The organism is Christiangramia aquimixticola, assembly GCF_048285835.1.
Classification (GTDB): Bacteria; Bacteroidota; Bacteroidia; order Flavobacteriales; family Flavobacteriaceae; genus Christiangramia; species Christiangramia aquimixticola.
The window spans coordinates 602,596-622,128 of record NZ_JBLVTL010000001.1; the positions used below are offsets into that span (position 1 = coordinate 602,596).

Genomic DNA, 19,533 nt, shown 5'->3' on the forward strand with positions numbered 1-19,533 from the left:
AGAATGGCGAATCAAAAATCGAAGAAAAAATTAGATCCCAGAAAACCTAAATTTAGTGCATACTGGATTTATGCTGCGATCATCATCATATTTCTAGGCCTTAATTTGTTTGGAGATGGTGGGTTCTCAGAACCTGCTAAAACAAATCCGGCTGAATTTAAAGAGTATTTAAGAACAGGCGATGTAAAAAAGGTAGAGATCATCAACCGTAATCAGGCTCGTGTTTACCTTACAGATGAAGCCAAGCAGAAGGAAATCCATAAGAAAAATATAGATCCGGATCTTTTCCCTACGGGAGAAACGCCTACCTATAGTTTCCAGTTTGGGGATCTTCAAAATTTTGAGAACGATATCAATGAGATCAAGCAGGAAAGCAACCTTGATACGGTTATTACCTACGACACTTCAAGTGACGTGATTGGAGACCTTTTCTGGGCTTTACTTCCATTTATCCTCATCATTGGAGTTTGGATTTTCATTATGCGAAAAATGAGTTCCGGAGCCGGCGGTGGTGCTGGTGGACAGATTTTTAATATTGGAAAATCCAAGGCTAAACTATTCGACCAAAATACAGATGTAAAGACTTCGTTCAAAGATGTTGCAGGTCTTGAAGGAGCGAAAGAAGAAGTACAGGAAATTGTAGACTTTTTAAAGCATCCTGAAAAATATACTGCCCTTGGTGGTAAAATTCCGAAAGGAGCTTTATTGGTAGGTCCTCCGGGAACCGGTAAAACTCTTTTAGCGAAGGCAGTTGCCGGGGAAGCAAAGGTTCCCTTCTTCTCTCTGTCAGGTTCAGACTTCGTAGAAATGTTTGTTGGAGTTGGAGCCTCAAGGGTTCGTGACCTTTTCAAACAGGCAAAGGAAAAATCACCTTCTATCATTTTTATTGATGAGATCGATGCAATTGGTAGAGCTCGTGGAAAAAGCAACTTTTCAGGTTCTAACGATGAACGTGAAAACACCCTTAACCAGCTTTTAACCGAGATGGATGGTTTTGGAACAAACACCAATGTAATTGTAATTGCCGCTACCAACCGTGCAGACGTTTTGGATAAAGCACTTATGAGGGCAGGTCGTTTTGACAGACAGATCTATGTAGATCTTCCTGACCTTAACGAAAGAAAAGAAATATTTGAAGTTCATCTTGCGCCTCTTAAAAGAGTTGCAGACGAGCTGGATACTGAATTTTTAGCAAAGCAAACACCAGGATTTTCAGGTGCAGATATTGCCAACGTTTGTAACGAAGCTGCGCTTATTGCTGCCAGAAAAGGTAACAAGGCAGTAGGAAAACAAGATTTCTTAGATGCTGTTGACAGGATAGTTGGAGGTCTTGAGAAAAAGAACAAGATCATCACTCCTAGTGAAAAGAAAGCAATTGCTTTTCACGAAGCAGGTCATGCTACGGTTAGCTGGATGCTGGAACATGCAGCTCCACTGGTTAAAGTAACCATTGTACCAAGAGGACAATCTCTGGGTGCGGCCTGGTATCTACCTGAAGAAAGGTTGATCGTGAGACCGGAGCAGATGCTTGATGAAATGTGTGCTGCCTTAGGAGGGCGTGCAGCAGAGAAAGTGATCTTTAACAAGATCTCTACCGGAGCACTGAGTGATCTTGAAAAAGTTACCAAGCAGGCAAGAGCCATGGTAACGATATACGGTTTAAATGAAGCAGTAGGAAACCTGACCTATTATGATAGTTCAGGACAAAGTGAATACAATTTTACTAAACCTTACAGTGAAAAAACTTCTGAGCTTATAGATAAGGAGATCTCGAATCTTATCGAAGCACAATATAAAAGAGCGCTGGAGCTTCTGGAAAACAACAAGGATAAACTATCTCAACTTGCAGAAATTCTGCTGGACAAAGAGGTTATTTTTAAGGATGACCTTGAAAAGATCTTCGGGAAACGACCTTTTGAGGTTGAAGAAAGAGTAGCTTCAGAAAAGGCAAAACCTACCATTACAGGGGATGAAGATGCTAAAACGAAGGATATCAATGAAGAAGAAAAATTAACCGAAAACGATTCGGTTAATAAGTAGTGTAGAAGTTGAAGTAAAAAATCTGAAATTAAACAATGGTTAATTTCAGATTTTTTAACTTTGATAAAATGACTGTAAGAACCATACTCACCACCCTATGAATCTATTCAAGAGGTTTCTTAATCCCAAGGCGAAAGCGACGCAGGATCAGGACGTTCCTGAAAAGGCCGACAGAGGGAAATACATGCCGGAGGTAAAACTGCCTACCGATGAGCGCTTTATGCTCAATTTTAAGAATAATGGTGGTAAATTCTTATACTGTGTTGAAGATTCAGAAGTATTGGAGGCTTTTGACAACATACTTCTTGAAAACGACTGGTATGAAAAGCAATGCTGTTGTTTTGATGAACAGCTAAAGAATAAATTTCAGGGCTTTAATCTGGATTTTAATAAATCTGCAGATGCAGAATTTTATTTATCTACCTGCGAATTTCTGGTTGCCAATGATGGTTCAATTTTGATCTCATCAAACCAGATCAAGGAACGTAAACTTCATGAGCTCCCTGCTAATTTCATAATTTTTGCCTCTACAAGTCAGTTAATTGACACCATTGGTGAAGGCCTGAGAGGAATAAAATTTAAAAACAAACAGCAGATCCCATCGAATATTACAACCATTAAAAATTTTGAGACTCAAAAGGAAGGTGATTTCATGAGTTACGGGAGTAGTACAAAAAACCTATATTTGCTCCTGCTGGAAGATCTGTAATATATGAGGGAAACCATTATACGTACTGTATCAGGATTATTGTATACTTCCATTTTGGTTGCTTCAATACTCTCATCTGAATTAATTTTTATCTGCCTTTTTTACTTGTTAAGTCTGGTTTGCCTCGTAGAGATGCAAAAACTTCTAAGGCTTAAAAGTTATGCTTTATACATTTTGCAGGCGGTGCTGTTCTATTTATTCAGCTTCTTAAAGTTTAATCAGGACGCTACCATTCTTTTACTATTAGTGACCATATTTGTGAACCTGTTTCTGGTAAAGGACCTCCTGGTGGTCAAAAAAATTCCGGTATTCGAAAAGAAGAAATATATCATCATCATATTCTATCTTATTTCATCTACCATCTTTTTAACCCTTATTCCAACTATTGAAGGGGTATTTATTCCAAAACTGGTTATTGGTATTTTCTTCCTTATCTGGACCAACGATACCTTTGCATACCTGGTGGGTAAAAATTTCGGGAAACATAAACTCTACGAAAAGATTTCCCCCAACAAGACCGTAGAAGGTTTTATGGGTGGTCTGGTCTTTAGTTGCATTATGAGTTATGCTATCTGGTATTACAGCCCGTTGTTTCCAACAACATTTTCTGAATTCAGTTCATTTAACACCCCCGGGATCTGGTTAGGGATGGCGATCATACTAAGTATTTTTGGAACTCTTGGAGATCTTATTCAGTCCAAATTCAAGCGACAAGCCGGAGTTAAGGATAGCGGAAAATTAATGCCCGGCCATGGCGGATTGTTTGATAGGTTGGATAGTATTATATTTGCAAGTCCATTCATTTACGCATATTTATATATATTGAATTATGTTTCATAAGGAAGGTTATAAAATAATGACTGTTACCGCGATCGTTTTAATCGCGATAAATATTGTAAGCTACAACCTTATAGAAACCTACTGGGTGAAATTTCTTATTCTTGTTGTATCAATACTATTCTTCCTTTTAATCATTCAATTCTTCAGAAATCCTGCAAGAAGAACGGTTCATAATAATGAACATATTGTTTCACCAGTAGATGGAAAAGTTGTGGTGATCGAAGAAGTATATGAAAAAGAATATTTTAAAGATAAGAGATTACAGATCTCGATCTTCATGTCGCCAATTAATGTGCATGTTACCAGACACCCTGTTGGAGGGAAAGTAAAATTCAGCAAATACCATCCCGGTAAATTTCTTGTTGCCTGGCATCCAAAATCCAGCGAAGAGAACGAAAGAACCACGGTGGTAGTAGAAAATGAAGTGGTAGGCGAAGTGCTTTACAGGCAGATTGCCGGTGCACTTGCAAAACGCATTGTAAACTACGCAAAAGAAGGAACCGAAGTGGTTCAGGGTAGTGACAGTGGATTTATCAAATTTGGTAGCAGGGTTGATGTATTCCTGCCTCTTGGAACGAAGGTGAATGTTGGAATCAATGATAAAGTTAAAGGTGGTGTTAGCGTAATTGCTGATGTTGCATCATAAATTACATAATGGCAGAAGAAAACCTGAAATTTTTAAAAGCCTATGAAATGGCTAGCAAAACGCAGCAGCAATTCCCGCCTGACGTAATGCTACACTTCTATGCCCTTTACAAAAGAGCTACCGAAAAAAACGGATTCTATATCCCTCCAAGCAGCCACGGAGACCTTAAAAGCGCTTTTAAAATGAATGCTTTGATTCAAGTAAAAGAGTTAAGCAAGAAGGAAGCTGAGGAGAAATACATAGAACTGGTTGAAAAGCATATTGGAGAAATATCTCAGTAATCTGAAATAAGAACATAAAAAAAGAGGGCGATTGCCCTCTTTTTTTATGTGTAATACTCAATTTTAGTTCAAACTATTCAAGCTGGCTTTTAGAGCTTCGATCTTAGCTTCGGCATCGGCTTTTTTAGCTTTTTCAATCGCTACTACCTGCTCCGGTGCATTATTAACGAATCTTTCGTTTGAAAGTTTTTTATCCACAGATTTTAGAAACCCTTCTGTATAACTTAACTCTTCCTGAATTTTCTTCTTTTCGGCTTCTATATCTATAGCTCCAACAATTGGAATAAAATATTCATTTGACTTTACTCTAAATGATAAGGCACCGTCTACTGCCCCGGAAACATATTCAAAATTGGAGATATTCCCCATTTTAGCAATTACCGAATCAAAGGAATTCCCGGTATTCTCGTTATTCAATACTTTAAGGTCTATCACATTTTTAAAAGCGATATTCTTATCCTTCCTTATTTTTCGTACTCCAGCAATAACTTCAGCAGCATGAGTAAATTCCTTAATGATTGTAGCATCATATTCTTTCTCTTCCGGCCACTTTGCAATTATTAAAGCTTCCTCTGGCGTACGCTCCGTGATCGTTTGCCAGATTTCTTCAGAAACAAAAGGCATGAAAGGATGTAACAATTTAAGGTTCTCCTCTAAAATTGTGATAACAGCTTTAAAGGTTTTAGCATCTATAGGATCTCCATAACCAGGCTTTACCATTTCCAGGAACCAGCTACAGTAATCATCCCAGATTAGTTTATAGGTGGTCATCAAGGCATCACTAATTCGATATTTTGAAAAGTGATCTTCAATTTCTCTTAAGCTTAGCTGAAATTTAGCATTATACCAGTCTATTGCTTTTTTAGCAGTTTCGGGCTGTTCTATTTCTTCTGAAACTTCCCAACCTTTAACAAGCCTAAACGCATTCCAAATCTTGTTAGAAAATGCACTTCCCTGTTTGCAAAGATCCTCATCAAACATAAGATCATTCCCGGCAGGTGAACTAAGCAACATTCCAACTCTTACCCCATCTGCACCATACTGCTCTATCAATCCAAGCGGGTCTGGTGAATTTCCCAGGGATTTAGACATTTTTCGTCTTTGTTTATCCCTAACGATACCTGTTAGATATACATTTTTAAAAGGTCTTTCACCTCTGTATTCATAACCAGCCATGATCATTCTGGCCACCCAGAAGAATAGAATTTCCGGTGCGGTAACAAGATCGTTGGTTGGATAATAATATTGAATCTCTTTATTCTCCGGTTCAAGAATTCCGTTGAAAACACTCATTGGCCATAGCCAGGAAGAAAACCAGGTATCCAAAGCATCTTTATCCTGAGTAAGATCTGATGCCTGTAATTCTTTATTTCCGGTAACTTCTTTAGCCTTTTCAAGTGCAGCTTCAGCAGTCTCGGCTACTACAAAATCGTTTTTACCGGAACCATAGAAATAAGCCGGAATTTGATGACCCCACCAAAGCTGGCGGGAAATATTCCAGTCTCTTACATTTTCCATCCAGTGACGGTATGTATTAAGGAATTTTTCTGGAACCAGGTTAATGTCATCACCAATTACGGCTTCAATAGCAGGCTTGGCCATCTCCTTCATTTTAAGGAACCACTGGTCACTTAATTTTGGTTCGATTACTGCACCGGTACGCTCACTTGTCCCAACTTTGTTCAGGTGGTCTTCCACCTTTTCCAAATGGCCGGTAAGCTCAAGCTCCTCTACAATTTCAGCCCTTACCACAAAGCGATCTTTCCCTTCGTAATGAAGTCCGAATTTATTTAAGGTAGCATCATCATTTAAAATGTCTATAACTTCAAGATCATGCTTATCTCCAAGGTTCTTGTCATTCTCATCATGTGCAGGAGTCACCTTTAAACATCCTGTCCCGAATTCCATATCCACATACTCATCTTCAATGATTGGAATTACCCTGTTGCAGATTGGCACAATGGCTTTTTTACCTTTAAGATGTGTGAACCTTTCATCATTTGGATTGATACATATTGCAGTATCACCTAAAATGGTCTCCGGTCTTGTAGTCGCAATCGTTAGAAACTCTTCAGTCCCTTCTACTTTATATTTCAGGTAAAATAATTTACCGTTTCTCTCTTCATGATTTACTTCTTCGTCAGACAAGGTAGTTTGTGCCACCGGATCCCAGTTCACCATACGATAACCGCGATAAATAAGACCTTTCTCGTAAAGATCTACGAACACCTTTATAACAGATGCCGACATATCTTCGTCCATCGTAAACTTGGTTCGGTCCCAATCACAGGAAGCACCAAGATGCTTTAACTGCTGTAAAATTATACCGCCATGTTTGTGAGTCCAGTCCCAGGCATGCTGTAGAAATTCTTCACGGGTAAGATCATTCTTGTCTATCCCTTCAGCTTTAAGCTTGGCAACCACTTTTGCTTCAGTAGCAATAGATGCATGATCTGTCCCGGGTACCCAGCAGGCATTATAACCCTTCAATCTTGCTCTTCGCACCAGTACATCCTGAATGGTATTATTCAGCATATGCCCCATATGAAGCACCCCGGTAACGTTAGGCGGTGGAATTACTATCGTATATGGCTCTCGTTCATCAACTTCAGAATGAAAATAATTATTTTTCATCCAGTAGTCGTACCATTTATCTTCTACTTGTTTAGCATTATAATGTGAAGCAATTCCCATTTCTTGGTCTGATTTTTGAAATAATGGCAAAAGTAATTATTAATGGAGGATTATGAAAGCTGCTGAATTGATTTAAAAATTTGAGATTTGAACTATTTCAGCTTATATTTACTATTCCGCTTAAAATTTTCGAATTATGAAAAAACTTATTGCAATCGCCATATTCATATTTGCAGGTCTGGCTACCGCACAGGCGCAGAAGACTGCTAAATTTGAATTTAAAACCGAAACTATCGATTACGGCGAAATAAAAAAGGGCAGTGACGGAGTCCGCGTTTTTGAGTTCAAGAACGTAGGAGATGCGCCGCTCGTTATAGAGGACGTTAAATCCAGCTGCGGCTGTACTGTCCCTAAAAAACCGGAAAAACCGATAATGCCTGGAGAAACCGGGAAAATTGAAGTTAAATATGACACGAGTCGTGTTGGACACATTCGAAAAACAGTTACTGTTTATTCCAATGCCGATGAACCGATAAAAGGTTTGAAAATAAAAGGGCAGGTTATAGATGAATCTGCAGATAAGAGTTAATCATTCTTAAAATGAAAACTAATAGCCTTCCATTGTGAAGGCTATTTTTTTATAAAATCCTTTTTAATACAAATGAAAGTTTAACTGGCTTTCCCTCCCGCAAAACTTCCATTCTAATCCTTTTCCCTTCACCAGACGACAACACTCTGTTTATATTTTCCAGGCTGTACTTATGGACAACCTTTCCATTTAATTTTAAAAGTTCATCTCCAATTTTCAATCCGGCAAATTCTGCCGGGGAATCCGGCCTTATCTCGGCGATTTCGTAATTAGGCTCCATGGAATAAAATACCTGAACACTGGTTTTATAGACCATCACACCTCTCTCCGGCCCCTCTTCATCTGAGTATCTTTGGGAATTAAGGTCTTTATTTTTCACAATCTTGAAGCCACTGTGTTTTACCACCACTCCACTCATGTCGTATTCAAAGGGTTCCCTAAAGTCACCATTGGGTTTTAATCGAATATTCCTTCCGCGATAATCTATCACCGAGTGAAATCTCTTGATGACCTGAGCGCCCAGGGTTCCGTTCCGGGCTTCAAAATTATCCATATAAGCCAGTGAGGTACTATCAGGAAAACTGGCCGTGACATCCATTAACTGAAATTTTCCAATGTGCAGTTCTTTTATTCTCGTTCTGTCACCATAGACACTTCCGGAAATTCCGAAGCCTAAAAAGTCACTAAAAGAAGCCTCCGGTAATTCGATTCCTTTTTCTTGATTTTGAAATAACCAGATTGCGTCGCCAGATCCACTGTCCAGGAGAAGTTTTACTTTCTTTTTTTGATTATCGTCTAAAACCACCTCAGCATCTATATAGGGTTTCTTTTTATAGAAACTTAAGGGGAGATCTATGCACTTTCCACATTTACCATATTCATAATATTGGGGATCGAAAACACTGACCTTCTCTCTCCTGTAATTGAATTCCACAATAAAATTTTTAAAGAAATCATATCCAAGAATTCCATTTATGGCCACCCCCATTCTATTGGAAAGATTAAAAACACCTCCCTGAATAACATAGATATTGTGTTTATCACTTATCGCATCGCCAAACTGAACCTCATTTCCTCGGGAAAGAATTGCCCGTAAGGGCTTCCCATCCCCCAGCCCTTTCAAATAAATAACCGACTGGCTATTAAGATCAATGGTATCACCCTCTGCATGATCAAAAAGAATTGTTGAATCTACACCTGTATCCAAAAGAAATGAGAGAGGCTGACCGTTCACCGAAATCGGGATAATTACAAGGTCATTAACCAGATCAAATTTGGCAGTAAACTTTCCTTTTCCATTCTCAATTCTGAAATTATTTTGCGAATAAATTGAAGCAGACAGAATAAGGATGAAAAAAACTAAAAGATACTTAGTCAGGATTTGAAAGTTCATACCTTATTAAATTACAAAAATAACGGGATAATAACCGGTGATTTTTATTGATTAATCCATTAATTTTGCAATTTTGCAACCCACAATTAATAAGCTATGCCTAAGATATCTATAAAAGGGCTTCAAATGCCCGAATCACCAATTAGAAAACTGGTTCCTTATGCTGAAGCAGCAACTGCTCAGGGTCGTAAGATCTATCAGCTTAATATTGGTCAACCCGATATTAAAACGCCGGAAGGAGCTCTTGATGCAGTAAAAAATCATAATATCGAAGTTCTTTCCTATAGTCATTCGGCAGGTTTTGAAAGCTACAGAAAGAAACTTGCGAAATACTACCAGAAAACTTCCATTCCTGTAGATAAAAATGAGATCATTATCACCACCGGTGGATCTGAAGCTTTATTATTTGCCATGGGAAGCATTACAGATCCGGGAGATGAAGTTATAATTCCTGAGCCATTTTATGCCAATTATAATGGATTTGCAACGGCTTCAGGAGTTAGCATCAAACCTATTCAGTCTAACATCGATAATGGTTTTGCGCTTCCTCCAATTTCTGAATTCGAAAAACTGATTTCAGAAAAAACAAAAGCAATTTTAATTTGTAACCCGGGAAATCCAACAGGATATTTATATACTGAAGAGGAAATCAAACAACTGGCAGACCTTGCTATTAAACATGACCTGTTCATAGTTTCAGATGAAGTTTACAGAGAGTTTGCTTATGATGGTGCTGTTCACCATTCTATTATGAGCATCCCGGAACTTGCAGATCACGCGATCATGGTTGACTCCGTTTCCAAGCGTTACAGCATGTGTGGAGCCAGAATTGGATGTCTGGTATCTAAGAATAAAGAGGTGATCGCCACAGCTATGAAATTTGCTCAGGCGAGATTAAGCCCACCTACTTTTGCACAGATCGCCAGTGAAGCAGCGCTGGATACACCAGAAGAATATTTTAACGAGGTAATTGAAGAATACACTTTTAGAAGGAACCTTTTAGTAGAAGGTCTTGAAAGAATAGAAGGTGTAAAAGTTGCCAAGCCAAAAGGCGCATTTTATTGTATCGCTGAACTTCCGGTAGAAAATGCCGATGATTTTGCTAAATGGTTACTGGAGAGTTTCGAAGATAATAATGAAACAATTATGGTTGCTCCGGCCGCCGGGTTTTACTCCACTCCAAATACAGGAAATAATCAGGTTCGAATTGCTTACGTACTTAAAAAGGAAGACCTTGAAAGAGCCATTGTAATCCTGGAAAAGGCTTTAAAAGAGTACAACAGATAATCGAATGCAAATACAGCATAATTTTTCCTTAAAGCAATACAATACTTTTGGAATCGATGTAAAAGCTGAAGCTTTTATTTCGGTAACAAAGCTGGAAGATTTACGTAAAGTTTTAAAGAGAAGTTATGCTTCAGATCTTTTTATTCTGGGAGGCGGGAGCAATATGCTCTTAACCGGGGACATCCCGAAAACCGTACTTCATATTGCCCTTACCGGGAAGGAAATAATTTCTGAAACTGAGGAAAATGTTATAATCGAAGCTGCCGCAGGAGAGAACTGGCACGAATTTGTAATGTGGACTTTAGACCAGGATTTTGGAGGACTCGAAAATCTCTCCTTAATTCCGGGAAATGTAGGAACCTCCCCTATTCAAAATATTGGGGCTTATGGCGTGGAATTAAAAGACAGCTTTGTTAGCTGTAAAGCCATGCACATCCAGACTCTTGAAGAAAAGGAATTCAGTCTGGAAGATTGCAATTTTGGTTACAGAAATTCTGTATTTAAACATGATCTAAAAGGGGAATATATAATCACCTCGGTTAGATTCAGACTCACCAGAAAGAAACACCAATTAAAGGTAGACTACGGCTCCATAATTTCAGAACTGGAAATCAAAGGAATCACTTCTCCCTCCATTAAAGATATTTCAAATGCTGTGATCGCAATTAGAAGATCTAAATTACCAGATCCTGCCGAAATTGGGAATAGTGGGAGTTTTTTCAAGAATCCGGTGATTGAAAAAAGCCAATACGAAAAATTAAAAGCTGAATATCCAAATATCCCCTCCTACCCGATATCGCACACTCAGGTAAAAGTCCCTGCAGGTTGGCTTATCGATACTGCCGGCCTTAAAGGATACAGGGATGGAGACGCAGGAGTTCATAGAAATCAGGCGTTGGTACTTGTCAATTACGGAGAAGCCAGCGGGAATGAAATTTTAATGCTGTCAAAGAAGGTTCAGGAAACAGTTTATAAACGCTTTGGCATTCATTTAGAAGCCGAAGTGAATATTATATAAAAAAAGGAGGGCAAATGCCCTCCTTTTCCTTTAACTAATAACTAATCAAATTAAGATTTCTTCATTACAACGGCGTCAATTACGTGAACCACACCATTTGAAGCATCTACATCTGCCATTACTACGGTAGCTTTTTTACCATTTTCATCTGTAAGCACTACTTTATCTCCCTCCATAGAAGCAACTAAAGTACCTCCACCAACGGTATTCAATTCATACTTTCCGTTATTATCCTTGATTTTTTGAACAAGCGCTTGAGAATTAACTTCCTCAGCAACTACATGATATTTCAAAACATCTGCCAACTTCTCTTTATTTTCAGGCTTCATCAGGGATTCCAATGTAGCTTTATCTACTTTATTAAAAGCGGCATTATGCGGAGCGAATACAGTAAATGGTCCTTCTTCAGATTTGAACATAACCGCCAGATCTGCAGATTTTAGAGCAGAAACCAGGGTGCTAAGCGTATCTGTTTCCATTGCTTTGGCTGCAATGCTATTGGATTCCATTTCCATGGTTGCTTTTTCAGCTTCCATTTCGGCTTTTTTCTCAGCTTCCATTTCTTCCATTCGTTCCTTTTCAGCCTGTAACTCCTGTTCTTTTTTATTATTGTCTTCACAGGATGTGAAAACTATTGCAAAAAGCGCAAGAGTCATAAATAACATTCTAAATTTCATATTTTTAGTTTTTTCGTGATTAACAGTGCAAGATATTGTAGAAAAGGCAGTTACGGTCATTATAGGGATTAAACTTTAGTTAAATATTGTAAAGATTATATTAATGATGCGTCCTACTTTCAGAAGGTTTTAATTATTATTATTTTTGCATCAGAATTAAGGAAGCTATGAAACTATTTATCATCAGTATTATTCTATTAGGTCTCGCTTTTGCCGGAATCGCCATTAAGATCTGGGGAAAGAAAGAAGGAAAGTTTGCAGGCACCTGCGCCAGCCAGAATCCTTATCTTAACAAAGAGGGAGAACCTTGTAGTTTTTGCGGAAAAATGCCTGATGAAATAGAGAATTGTTCAGATACTCCAAAGAACTAGAATACTGAATGGCTTTAATTTTACTCGGGATCTTTATACTTATTAGTTTAGTTAATCTTATATACTTTTTTTCTTTTTTCTCTTTTGCCAACGCCACTACTTCTGGAAAGAATGGTGCAGAAGTGCCGGTGAGCATCATCATCTGTGCTAAAAATGAAGAAGAAAATTTAAGGAATTTTCTTCCCGCTATAATTGAACAGGATTATCCATCATTTGAAATTATTGTAATCAATGACGCCTCGACCGATAATACTTTGGAGGTCATTGAGGAATTTCAGCAATTAGATCCAAGAATTAAAATTGTGGATGTTGCAAATAATGAGGCTTTTTGGGCGAATAAAAAATACGCCTTAACTCTTGGGATAAAAAAGGCTGTAAACGAACATCTACTCTTTACAGATGCCGACTGTGCACCTCAATCCCGCAACTGGATTAGAGAAATGGCCGGGCAATTCCAACCGGGAATCGATATTGTTCTGGGATATGGAGGTTTTTTCCAGCATACCGGTTCTTTATTGAATAAACTTATTCGGTTTGAAACTCTTCTAACCGCGATTCAGTATTTTTCATATGCCAAAATGGGCTCCCCTTATATGGGTGTTGGGCGTAACCTTGCATACACTTCCTCAAAATTTTACGAAATGAAAGGTTTTGCCAGTCATCTGCATTTAAGGTCCGGGGATGATGATCTTTTTGTAAATGAAGCTGCAACGCCGCACAATACTGCTCTTAGTTTTGGTCCCGATTCTATTACGCGGAGTGTCCCAAAAGGAAGCTTTAAAGAATGGTTTACGCAAAAAAGAAGACATGTTTCTACGGCAACAAATTATAAAAGCAAACACAAACTTCTGCTTGGTGTCTTTTATATAGCCAGATTATTATTCTGGGTCTTTTTTACTTTGCTTTTAATTCTTCAGGTGCATCCGGAAATCGTTCTTGCTACTTTAGGAGTTAAATTATTAGTTGAAGGAATAATTTATTTCAAATCTGCTAAAAAACTCGGTGAGCAGGATGTCGCCTGGTTCTTCCCCTTTTTCGACATTTTCCTGATATTAATGCAATTGGTTATATTTATCACGAACCTTGTTTCAAAACCTAAAAGTTGGAAATAGACCCTGATAAGTTATCTGCAAAAATACAAGAAGCAAAACAGGGCAACCAATCTGCTTTTAACTACCTGTTGGACAGATTTTGGAATGATGTTTATGGATTTCAGTTAAAAAAGACTCACAATGAGTATGAATCTGAGGACATCACCATTCAAACCTTTTCCAAGGCCTTTAAAAAAATAGATACTTTCGACAGCAATTATTCTTTTGCTACCTGGCTTATAGCAATTTCCAAGAACATTCATATCGACCAGATTAGAAAAAAGAAATCTTCAATTCGCTCCGGCACAACGATTGAAAACGAAGATCTGGTTTATGAGATTGCTGATGAAACTCCAGGAATAGAAGATAAATTAATTAAGGAACAGAACCTGGAACAATTGCTTGCAGACATCAAGCAACTTAAACCACAGTATCAGGAGGTGATCAACCTTCGGTTCTTTCAAGAAATGTCCTACAAAGAAATTGCTGGCAACCTTAATGAACCCATGAATAATATTAAGGTTAAATTACTCAGAGCCAAGAAACTACTTGCCCAAATTATCGAACAGAGGAAGGCTTAAGTAAGGTTTAAAAACCTGAGCTGTCTAATTTATGCAGTTTGGCTTATTATTGTATCTTTGAACCCTTAGATTTTGACTATGAATACAGACGTTGCTCCCGTTAGATCAAAGACCGAAAGAACTCCTAAACCAAAGTGGTTAAGGGTAAAACTTCCTACGGGGAAAAAATATACAGAATTAAGAAGTCTTGTAGACAAATATGACCTTCACACCATATGTACCTCCGGTAGTTGTCCAAATATGGGAGAATGTTGGAGTGAAGGGACTGCAACCTTTATGATTCTGGGAAATATTTGCACAAGATCCTGTGGGTTTTGTGGTGTAAAGACGGGGAGACCGGAAACTGTAGATTGGGATGAACCTGAAAAAGTTGCCAGATCCATTAAATTGATGAAAATCAAACATGCGGTGGTAACAAGTGTAGACAGGGACGACCTTAAGGACATGGGATCTATCATTTGGGCTGAAACCGTTAAGGCAATTCGCCGAATGAATCCAGAAACCACTTTGGAAACTTTAATTCCCGATTTTCAGGGAAATGAAAGGAATATTGACCGAATTATCGAGGTAATGCCTGAAGTTGTTTCCCATAACATGGAAACTGTAAAAAGGTTAACCCGAGAGGTTAGAATTCAGGCAAAATATGACCGAAGCCTTGGTGTTTTAAAATATTTGAAGGATAACGGGATAAGAAGAACAAAATCCGGAATCATGCTGGGTCTTGGTGAACAGGAAGATGAAGTAATTCAAACGCTGCACGATCTACGTGATGCCGGGGTGGATGTGGTTACTATTGGCCAGTACCTTCAACCAAGTAAAAAACATTTACCGGTAAAACAGTTTATTACTCCAGATCAATTTAAAAAATACGAAGAAGTAGGACTGGAACTTGGATTCAGACATGTTGAAAGTAGTGCTTTGGTAAGATCTTCTTACAAAGCTCAGAAACATATAAACTAGTCATTAAATGGCTACACCCATAAAGATTGGTCTTAACGGTTTCGGAAGAATTGGAAGAAATTTTTTCCGACTGCTACTCGACCATCCTACGATTCAAATTGTTGCGATAAACGATATCCATGATTCGGTTAGTCTGGCACACCTTTTAAGGTATGACAGTATTCATGGCCGTATTTTTAATGATATTACCGCCGGAGAAGGGTTTATAAAAGTGGATGGAAGAGTTATACCATTAACTCATCACCCACAACCCGATGATATTCCATGGAATAACCACGAGGTGGATTATGTTGTAGAGGCAACCGGTAAATTTAAAACCGAGGACACGTTATTTGGTCATTTAAAAAAAGGAGTTAAAAAGGTAATTCTTTCTGTTCCTCCACAGGATGATAATATTAAAATGGTGGTTTTAGGAGTAAATGAACATATTCTGGATGGTTCAGAAAAAATTATTTCAAATGCCTCCTGCACCACTAATAATGCTGCTCCCATGCTAAAAGTGATTCACGATCATTTTACAGTGACTCAGGCATATATTACCACCGTGCATTCTTACACTTCAGACCAGAGTTTACATGATAAACCTCATCGTGATTTAAGAAGAAGTCGTGCGGCTGCACAGTCTATTATCCCAACCACAACCGGTGCAGCCAAAGCTCTTACAACTATTTTTCCAGATCTTAGCGAAGTAATTGGAGGATGCGGAATTAGAGTACCGGTGCCAAACGGATCACTTACAGATATGACTTTGAATGTGGCAAAAAACACCAGCATTGAAGAAGTAAATGAAGTTTTCAAGAAGGCTGCGAATTCACAAATGTCTCATATACTTGAATACACTAGTGATCCTATAGTATCCATAGATATCATTGACAATAAACACAGCTGCATTTTCGACTCCCAGATGACCTCGGTTATTGGTGGGAAACTTGTAAAATTAATAGGATGGTATGACAATGAAATTGGCTACTCTAACCGTCTTGTCGATTTAATTTCACTTGTTAACGATAAATAGCTATATTTAACAAATATTAACAGCTTCTAGCTATTTCCCAAATGAAGAACCTAAAGCTTATATTTCTCTTTATTGCCAGCATGGTATTGTTTGGATTCCAGGATCCCGGAATCGACGAGGCTGCGCCTAAACCTGAAGAGATCAGGGAATTGCTGAATAAAGCTGAACATTCCATAGATATAATGGAATTTGACAAGGCCCGGGAAGATTTAAACAAGTCTCTCGAGTATGCAAAAAGAATTGACAATAAAAGATATATTGCTCTTGCCAGTAGTATTCTTTCCAGATTACACCACGTAAGGCATGAATATGACAAAGCAATTACGCAGCTGGATAGAGCCATGTCCATCCAAAGGGATATAAAAGACGACCTTGGCCTGAACTATTCTTACATTTTATATTCTAAAATACTTACCTCTAAACGTGAATATGATCGTGCTTTAAAATATTTGGATCTTGCTGATAAATTTTATCAAAAACAGGAAAATTCAGAACAATTAGGTGTGATAGCTCTTAACCGGGCTGTTATTTATTTTGGGAAAGTAGAGAATCATGACCGGGTACTTTCAGAATTGCACAATGCTGAAGTTTATTTAGATAGGAGCAAAAATAAATACGAATTGGCCAGGTTAAACTATTTCTACGCCCGAGCTTATGCCCTAGAAGGAGACTATCAAAAGGCTGAAAAAGCTGCTCAGGATGCTCTGCGAATTTCTCAGGAAGGCGGATATACAGGAATGACCATGTACACCTATGGCTTATTAAGTCAGATCTCCGAAAGCAGAAATAATTTACCAAATGCACTGGAGTATCTTAAAAAAATGAATGAGATACGCGAGACTGTTTTTGACATGAACAAAGAAGCACTGGCAACTGAAGCCAATGCTAAACTGGGAATGAATGCGCTTAAAACCACGGTTGATGAATTGACTTTACAGGCTGAAGAAAATGAAAAAACATTAAAGGTCAATAAACTTACAACCATCCTTAGTGTGGCCTTAATAACCATACTTTCGTTACTAACGCTTTCTTTATATAAGAACAATAATTTACGGGCAAGAGCGAATGAATTGCTTCAGAAGAAAAATTCTGAACTTATTCTGGCAAAAGAAAATGCCGAAAAAGCCTCTCTGGCAAAAGCACAGTTTTTAACAACCATTACCCACGAATTACGAACACCGCTTTATGCGGTTACAGGCTTGACTCATCTCCTCCTGGAAGAAAGTCCTACCGAAAGTCAAAAAGAGCACCTTAATTCATTAAAGTTTTCTGGGGAATATTTACTTTCTCTAATCAACAATATCCTTGACCTCAATAAACTGGAGGCAAATAAGGTAGAAATTGTAAAAAGTAAATTCGATCTGGAAAAAAGAATTTCTGATGTACTTATCGCATTAAAAAATTCTGCCGATGAGCGCAATACTAAATTACATTTCAATTACGATAAAAAAATTCCGGAGAAACTGGTTGGTGACCCGCTTAAGGTCTCACAAATCCTCATCAATTTAATAGGGAACTCTATTAAGTTTACCGAAAATGGAGACATCTGGATCAATGTAAAACAGTCTAAAATCGAAGGCGAGAAGGTATTCTTACAGTTTGAGATAAAGGATAACGGAGAAGGTATTGGTAAAGAAAAACAAAAAGCGATTTTTGAGAATTTCACTCAGGGCTCCACGCAGATCAACCGTAAATTTGGTGGCACCGGTTTAGGTCTTTCTATTGTGAAAAACCTTTTAGGCTTACTTGGAAGTGAGATCATCCTGGAAAGTGAACTTGGCGAAGGATCTTCTTTCGCATTTGAACTTGAATTCGAAGCTCCTGAAGCAGAATTGAAAAAAGCTGCAACAGCTTCTCCGCAAACCAAAGAGATTGAACTTACCAACGATATCATGAAAGACAAGCATATCCTGGTAGTAGAAGACAACAAGATCAATCAAATGATCACCCGGAAAATACTTGAGAAAAACAAGGTTGTTTGTGATGTTGCAGATAATGGGACCATTGCCATTGAAAAGGTGAAAAATAATGATTTCGACCTTATTCTTATGGATATTCATATGCCGGGAATCAGCGGAATTGAAGCAACCATAGAGATCAGGAAGTTTGATTTTGACATTCCTATTATTGCTTTAACCGCAGTGACTCTGGATGATAATCTGGACGAATTCTATTTGAATGGATTTAATGATATTATCCCTAAGCCATATAAAACCGAAGAATTCTTCCATAAGATTAATAAGTATTTAGCGGCACGGGAAGCAGCTGTATAATTTATGGCATGGGCTTTGCAAAATATTGCTAAGTAGGATTATATAAAGAGAAGAAATTATATAGTTTGAATTAGCCAAAACAAAATGAGGTGTATTTTACACCTCATTTTTATTTACATAATCTTTAATCGCTGAATCAAATTGTTCAGCATTATCAATAATTTCTGTTTTTATTGGCAAATAGTATAACTTCCCCTTAAGCCTGCTGTCCTTTAACCGCATAAAATCCTTTTCAGTAGTTAATATCCCTTCATACTTATCAAGCTGACTTAACTCATTCTCGGTAAAAATATGATGGTCTGGAAATTTTAAATGCGGTAATTCAAGTCCTGCTTTTTTCAGATGATCAATAAACGGGGCCGGATTGGCGATTCCTGTAACAATAGCATAGTTTTCCTGCTTCATGTCATTCAGGTTCTTTATATCATACTTTCCATATATTTTATTTGAATATTCAATTTTACTGAAAAAGACTTTCTGCTTATCATTTGCCTTGAGCTTTTCCCTGATCTTTTCCATCTCTACAGAGGTGATCTCCGGCGGACATTTTGTTACAACTATAACATCTGCCCTCTCAGCTCCTTTTCGCGATTCTCTAAGATTCCCCGCCGGCAGAACCAAATCCTGAGAATAAAGGTCACCATAGGACGTAAGTAAGATATAGTATCCAGCCTCAACCTTTCTATGTTGAAATGCATCATCCAGCAGAATCACCTCAGCCTGCTCGTTTCTTAATTTTGCGATGCCGTTTCTCCTGTCAGCATCCACAGCCACAAGCAATTCGGGATATTTATTTTTGAACTGTAGAGGTTCATCACCGCTTTTTGCCGCATTATCATCGCTGCCTATTAACTGAAAGCCTTTACTTTCCCGTTTATAACCTCTGCTTAGTGTCGCAACTTTGTGCTCCTCTATCAACAAACCAACCAGGTATTCTATCATTGGTGATTTTCCGGTACCACCGGTATTCAGGTTACCCACTGCGATCACAGGAAAATCATATCTGGCAACTTCAAAATAACCATAGTCATAACCAATATTCCGAAGATCGGTTAGTCCTTTATACAGGACCGAAAATGGATATAGTAATTTTCTTAAATTGGGCATCTATGACTATGTCTAAGATTT

The 19,533-nt window shown here is 38.1% G+C and carries 18 protein-coding genes; 14 read left to right on the forward strand and 4 right to left on the reverse strand.

Annotation, left to right across the window (positions count from 1 at the left end):
* Positions 1-3 precede the first annotated feature (3 nt).
* From ftsH to ACNKXV_RS02725, 5 genes are all read left to right on the forward strand, one after another.
* Positions 4-2,040, forward strand: coding sequence for an ATP-dependent zinc metalloprotease FtsH (gene ftsH, locus ACNKXV_RS02705; protein ID WP_417906160.1), 2,037 nt, complete (start codon positions 4-6; stop codon positions 2,038-2,040).
* Between the two features lie 97 nt (positions 2,041-2,137).
* Positions 2,138-2,749, forward strand: coding sequence for an LUD domain-containing protein (locus tag ACNKXV_RS02710; protein ID WP_417906161.1), 612 nt, complete (start codon positions 2,138-2,140; stop codon positions 2,747-2,749).
* 3 nt (positions 2,750-2,752) lie between these two features.
* Complete coding sequence (locus ACNKXV_RS02715) at positions 2,753-3,589, forward strand: phosphatidate cytidylyltransferase (RefSeq protein WP_417906162.1); 837 nt, start codon at positions 2,753-2,755, stop codon at positions 3,587-3,589.
* Positions 3,579-4,235 carry a phosphatidylserine decarboxylase family protein gene (locus ACNKXV_RS02720; RefSeq protein WP_417906163.1) on the forward strand — a complete coding sequence of 219 codons (657 nt, stop codon included), beginning with the start codon at positions 3,579-3,581 and terminating at the stop codon, positions 4,233-4,235. The genes ACNKXV_RS02715 and ACNKXV_RS02720 overlap by 11 nt, the downstream gene beginning before the upstream one ends.
* 8 nt (positions 4,236-4,243) lie before the next feature.
* On the forward strand, positions 4,244-4,516 hold the full coding sequence (locus ACNKXV_RS02725; protein WP_417906164.1) for an acyl-CoA-binding protein: 273 nt from the start codon (positions 4,244-4,246) through the stop codon (positions 4,514-4,516).
* Between the two features lie 63 nt (positions 4,517-4,579).
* Here the strand turns inward: ACNKXV_RS02725 and ACNKXV_RS02730 are convergent, their stop codons facing one another.
* On the reverse strand, positions 4,580-7,210 hold the full coding sequence (locus ACNKXV_RS02730) for a valine--tRNA ligase (protein WP_417906165.1): 2,631 nt from the start codon (positions 7,208-7,210) through the stop codon (positions 4,580-4,582).
* A gap of 136 nt (positions 7,211-7,346) precedes the next feature.
* Here ACNKXV_RS02730 and ACNKXV_RS02735 point away from each other — a divergent pair, with 136 nt between their 5' ends.
* Positions 7,347-7,739, forward strand: coding sequence for a DUF1573 domain-containing protein (locus tag ACNKXV_RS02735; RefSeq protein ID WP_417906166.1), 393 nt, complete (start codon positions 7,347-7,349; stop codon positions 7,737-7,739).
* A gap of 49 nt (positions 7,740-7,788) precedes the next feature.
* On the opposite strand, the gene ACNKXV_RS02740 is transcribed toward ACNKXV_RS02735, so the two are convergent.
* Positions 7,789-9,132 (reverse strand): aspartyl protease family protein, encoded by a 1,344-nt coding sequence (locus tag ACNKXV_RS02740; protein ID WP_417906167.1) that lies wholly within the window; start codon positions 9,130-9,132, stop codon positions 7,789-7,791.
* A 96-nt stretch (positions 9,133-9,228) separates the two neighbouring features.
* Here ACNKXV_RS02740 and ACNKXV_RS02745 point away from each other — a divergent pair, with 96 nt between their 5' ends.
* Positions 9,229-10,419 (forward strand): pyridoxal phosphate-dependent aminotransferase, encoded by a 1,191-nt coding sequence (locus ACNKXV_RS02745; protein ID WP_417906168.1) that lies wholly within the window; start codon positions 9,229-9,231, stop codon positions 10,417-10,419.
* 4 nt (positions 10,420-10,423) lie between these two features.
* A complete protein-coding gene (gene murB / locus ACNKXV_RS02750) occupies positions 10,424-11,437 on the forward strand; it encodes a UDP-N-acetylmuramate dehydrogenase (RefSeq protein ID WP_417906169.1) in 1,014 nt (337 codons plus the stop codon).
* A gap of 50 nt (positions 11,438-11,487) precedes the next feature.
* Here the strand turns inward: murB and ACNKXV_RS02755 are convergent, their stop codons facing one another.
* Positions 11,488-12,114 (reverse strand): fasciclin domain-containing protein, encoded by a 627-nt coding sequence (locus ACNKXV_RS02755; protein ID WP_417906170.1) that lies wholly within the window; start codon positions 12,112-12,114, stop codon positions 11,488-11,490.
* Positions 12,115-12,281: 167 nt separating this feature from the next.
* Between ACNKXV_RS02755 and ACNKXV_RS02760 the strand changes: the two genes are divergently transcribed.
* The 6 genes from ACNKXV_RS02760 to ACNKXV_RS02785 all read left to right on the forward strand — a co-directional run bounded on the left by ACNKXV_RS02760 (position 12,282) and on the right by ACNKXV_RS02785 (position 18,405).
* A complete protein-coding gene (locus ACNKXV_RS02760) occupies positions 12,282-12,485 on the forward strand; it encodes a membrane or secreted protein (protein WP_417906171.1) in 204 nt (67 codons plus the stop codon).
* Between the two features lie 8 nt (positions 12,486-12,493).
* Entirely contained in the window at positions 12,494-13,597 is a 1,104-nt protein-coding gene (locus ACNKXV_RS02765) for a glycosyltransferase (protein ID WP_417906172.1), read from the forward strand.
* Positions 13,588-14,157: an RNA polymerase sigma factor gene (locus ACNKXV_RS02770; protein WP_417906173.1), complete on the forward strand. Its 570-nt coding sequence runs from the start codon at positions 13,588-13,590 to the stop codon at positions 14,155-14,157. Before ACNKXV_RS02765 ends, ACNKXV_RS02770 begins: the two co-directional genes overlap by 10 nt.
* 78 nt (positions 14,158-14,235) lie before the next feature.
* A complete protein-coding gene (gene lipA, locus ACNKXV_RS02775) occupies positions 14,236-15,117 on the forward strand; it encodes a lipoyl synthase (protein ID WP_417906174.1) in 882 nt (293 codons plus the stop codon).
* A 7-nt stretch (positions 15,118-15,124) separates the two neighbouring features.
* Positions 15,125-16,132, forward strand: coding sequence for a type I glyceraldehyde-3-phosphate dehydrogenase (gene gap / locus ACNKXV_RS02780; RefSeq protein ID WP_417906175.1), 1,008 nt, complete (start codon positions 15,125-15,127; stop codon positions 16,130-16,132).
* A 41-nt stretch (positions 16,133-16,173) separates the two neighbouring features.
* Positions 16,174-18,405, forward strand: a complete 2,232-nt coding sequence (locus ACNKXV_RS02785) for a response regulator (protein WP_417906176.1) — start codon at positions 16,174-16,176, stop codon at positions 18,403-18,405.
* 96 nt (positions 18,406-18,501) lie between these two features.
* On the opposite strand, the gene lpxK is transcribed toward ACNKXV_RS02785, so the two are convergent.
* Positions 18,502-19,512 (reverse strand): tetraacyldisaccharide 4'-kinase, encoded by a 1,011-nt coding sequence (lpxK, locus tag ACNKXV_RS02790; protein WP_417906177.1) that lies wholly within the window; start codon positions 19,510-19,512, stop codon positions 18,502-18,504.
* Positions 19,513-19,533: the final 21 nt, after the last annotated feature.

What these genes read in the sequence shown, in the direction of transcription:
- ftsH (WP_417906160.1), top strand. Translation starts at nt 4, where the DNA reads ATGGCGAATCAAAAATCGAAGAAAAAATTAGATCCCAGAAAACCTAAA.
- ACNKXV_RS02710 (WP_417906161.1), top strand. Translation starts at nt 2,138, where the DNA reads ATGAATCTATTCAAGAGGTTTCTTAATCCCAAGGCGAAAGCGACGCAG.
- ACNKXV_RS02715 (WP_417906162.1), top strand. Translation starts at nt 2,753, where the DNA reads ATGAGGGAAACCATTATACGTACTGTATCAGGATTATTGTATACTTCC.
- ACNKXV_RS02720 (WP_417906163.1), top strand. Translation starts at nt 3,579, where the DNA reads ATGTTTCATAAGGAAGGTTATAAAATAATGACTGTTACCGCGATCGTT.
- ACNKXV_RS02725 (WP_417906164.1), top strand. Translation starts at nt 4,244, where the DNA reads ATGGCAGAAGAAAACCTGAAATTTTTAAAAGCCTATGAAATGGCTAGC.
- ACNKXV_RS02730 (WP_417906165.1), bottom strand. Translation starts at nt 7,210, where the DNA reads ATGGGAATTGCTTCACATTATAATGCTAAACAAGTAGAAGATAAATGG.
- ACNKXV_RS02735 (WP_417906166.1), top strand. Translation starts at nt 7,347, where the DNA reads ATGAAAAAACTTATTGCAATCGCCATATTCATATTTGCAGGTCTGGCT.
- ACNKXV_RS02740 (WP_417906167.1), bottom strand. Translation starts at nt 9,132, where the DNA reads ATGAACTTTCAAATCCTGACTAAGTATCTTTTAGTTTTTTTCATCCTT.
- ACNKXV_RS02745 (WP_417906168.1), top strand. Translation starts at nt 9,229, where the DNA reads ATGCCTAAGATATCTATAAAAGGGCTTCAAATGCCCGAATCACCAATT.
- murB (WP_417906169.1), top strand. Translation starts at nt 10,424, where the DNA reads ATGCAAATACAGCATAATTTTTCCTTAAAGCAATACAATACTTTTGGA.
- ACNKXV_RS02755 (WP_417906170.1), bottom strand. Translation starts at nt 12,114, where the DNA reads ATGAAATTTAGAATGTTATTTATGACTCTTGCGCTTTTTGCAATAGTT.
- ACNKXV_RS02760 (WP_417906171.1), top strand. Translation starts at nt 12,282, where the DNA reads ATGAAACTATTTATCATCAGTATTATTCTATTAGGTCTCGCTTTTGCC.
- ACNKXV_RS02765 (WP_417906172.1), top strand. Translation starts at nt 12,494, where the DNA reads ATGGCTTTAATTTTACTCGGGATCTTTATACTTATTAGTTTAGTTAAT.
- lipA (WP_417906174.1), top strand. Translation starts at nt 14,236, where the DNA reads ATGAATACAGACGTTGCTCCCGTTAGATCAAAGACCGAAAGAACTCCT.
- gap (WP_417906175.1), top strand. Translation starts at nt 15,125, where the DNA reads ATGGCTACACCCATAAAGATTGGTCTTAACGGTTTCGGAAGAATTGGA.
- ACNKXV_RS02785 (WP_417906176.1), top strand. Translation starts at nt 16,174, where the DNA reads ATGAAGAACCTAAAGCTTATATTTCTCTTTATTGCCAGCATGGTATTG.
- lpxK (WP_417906177.1), bottom strand. Translation starts at nt 19,512, where the DNA reads ATGCCCAATTTAAGAAAATTACTATATCCATTTTCGGTCCTGTATAAA.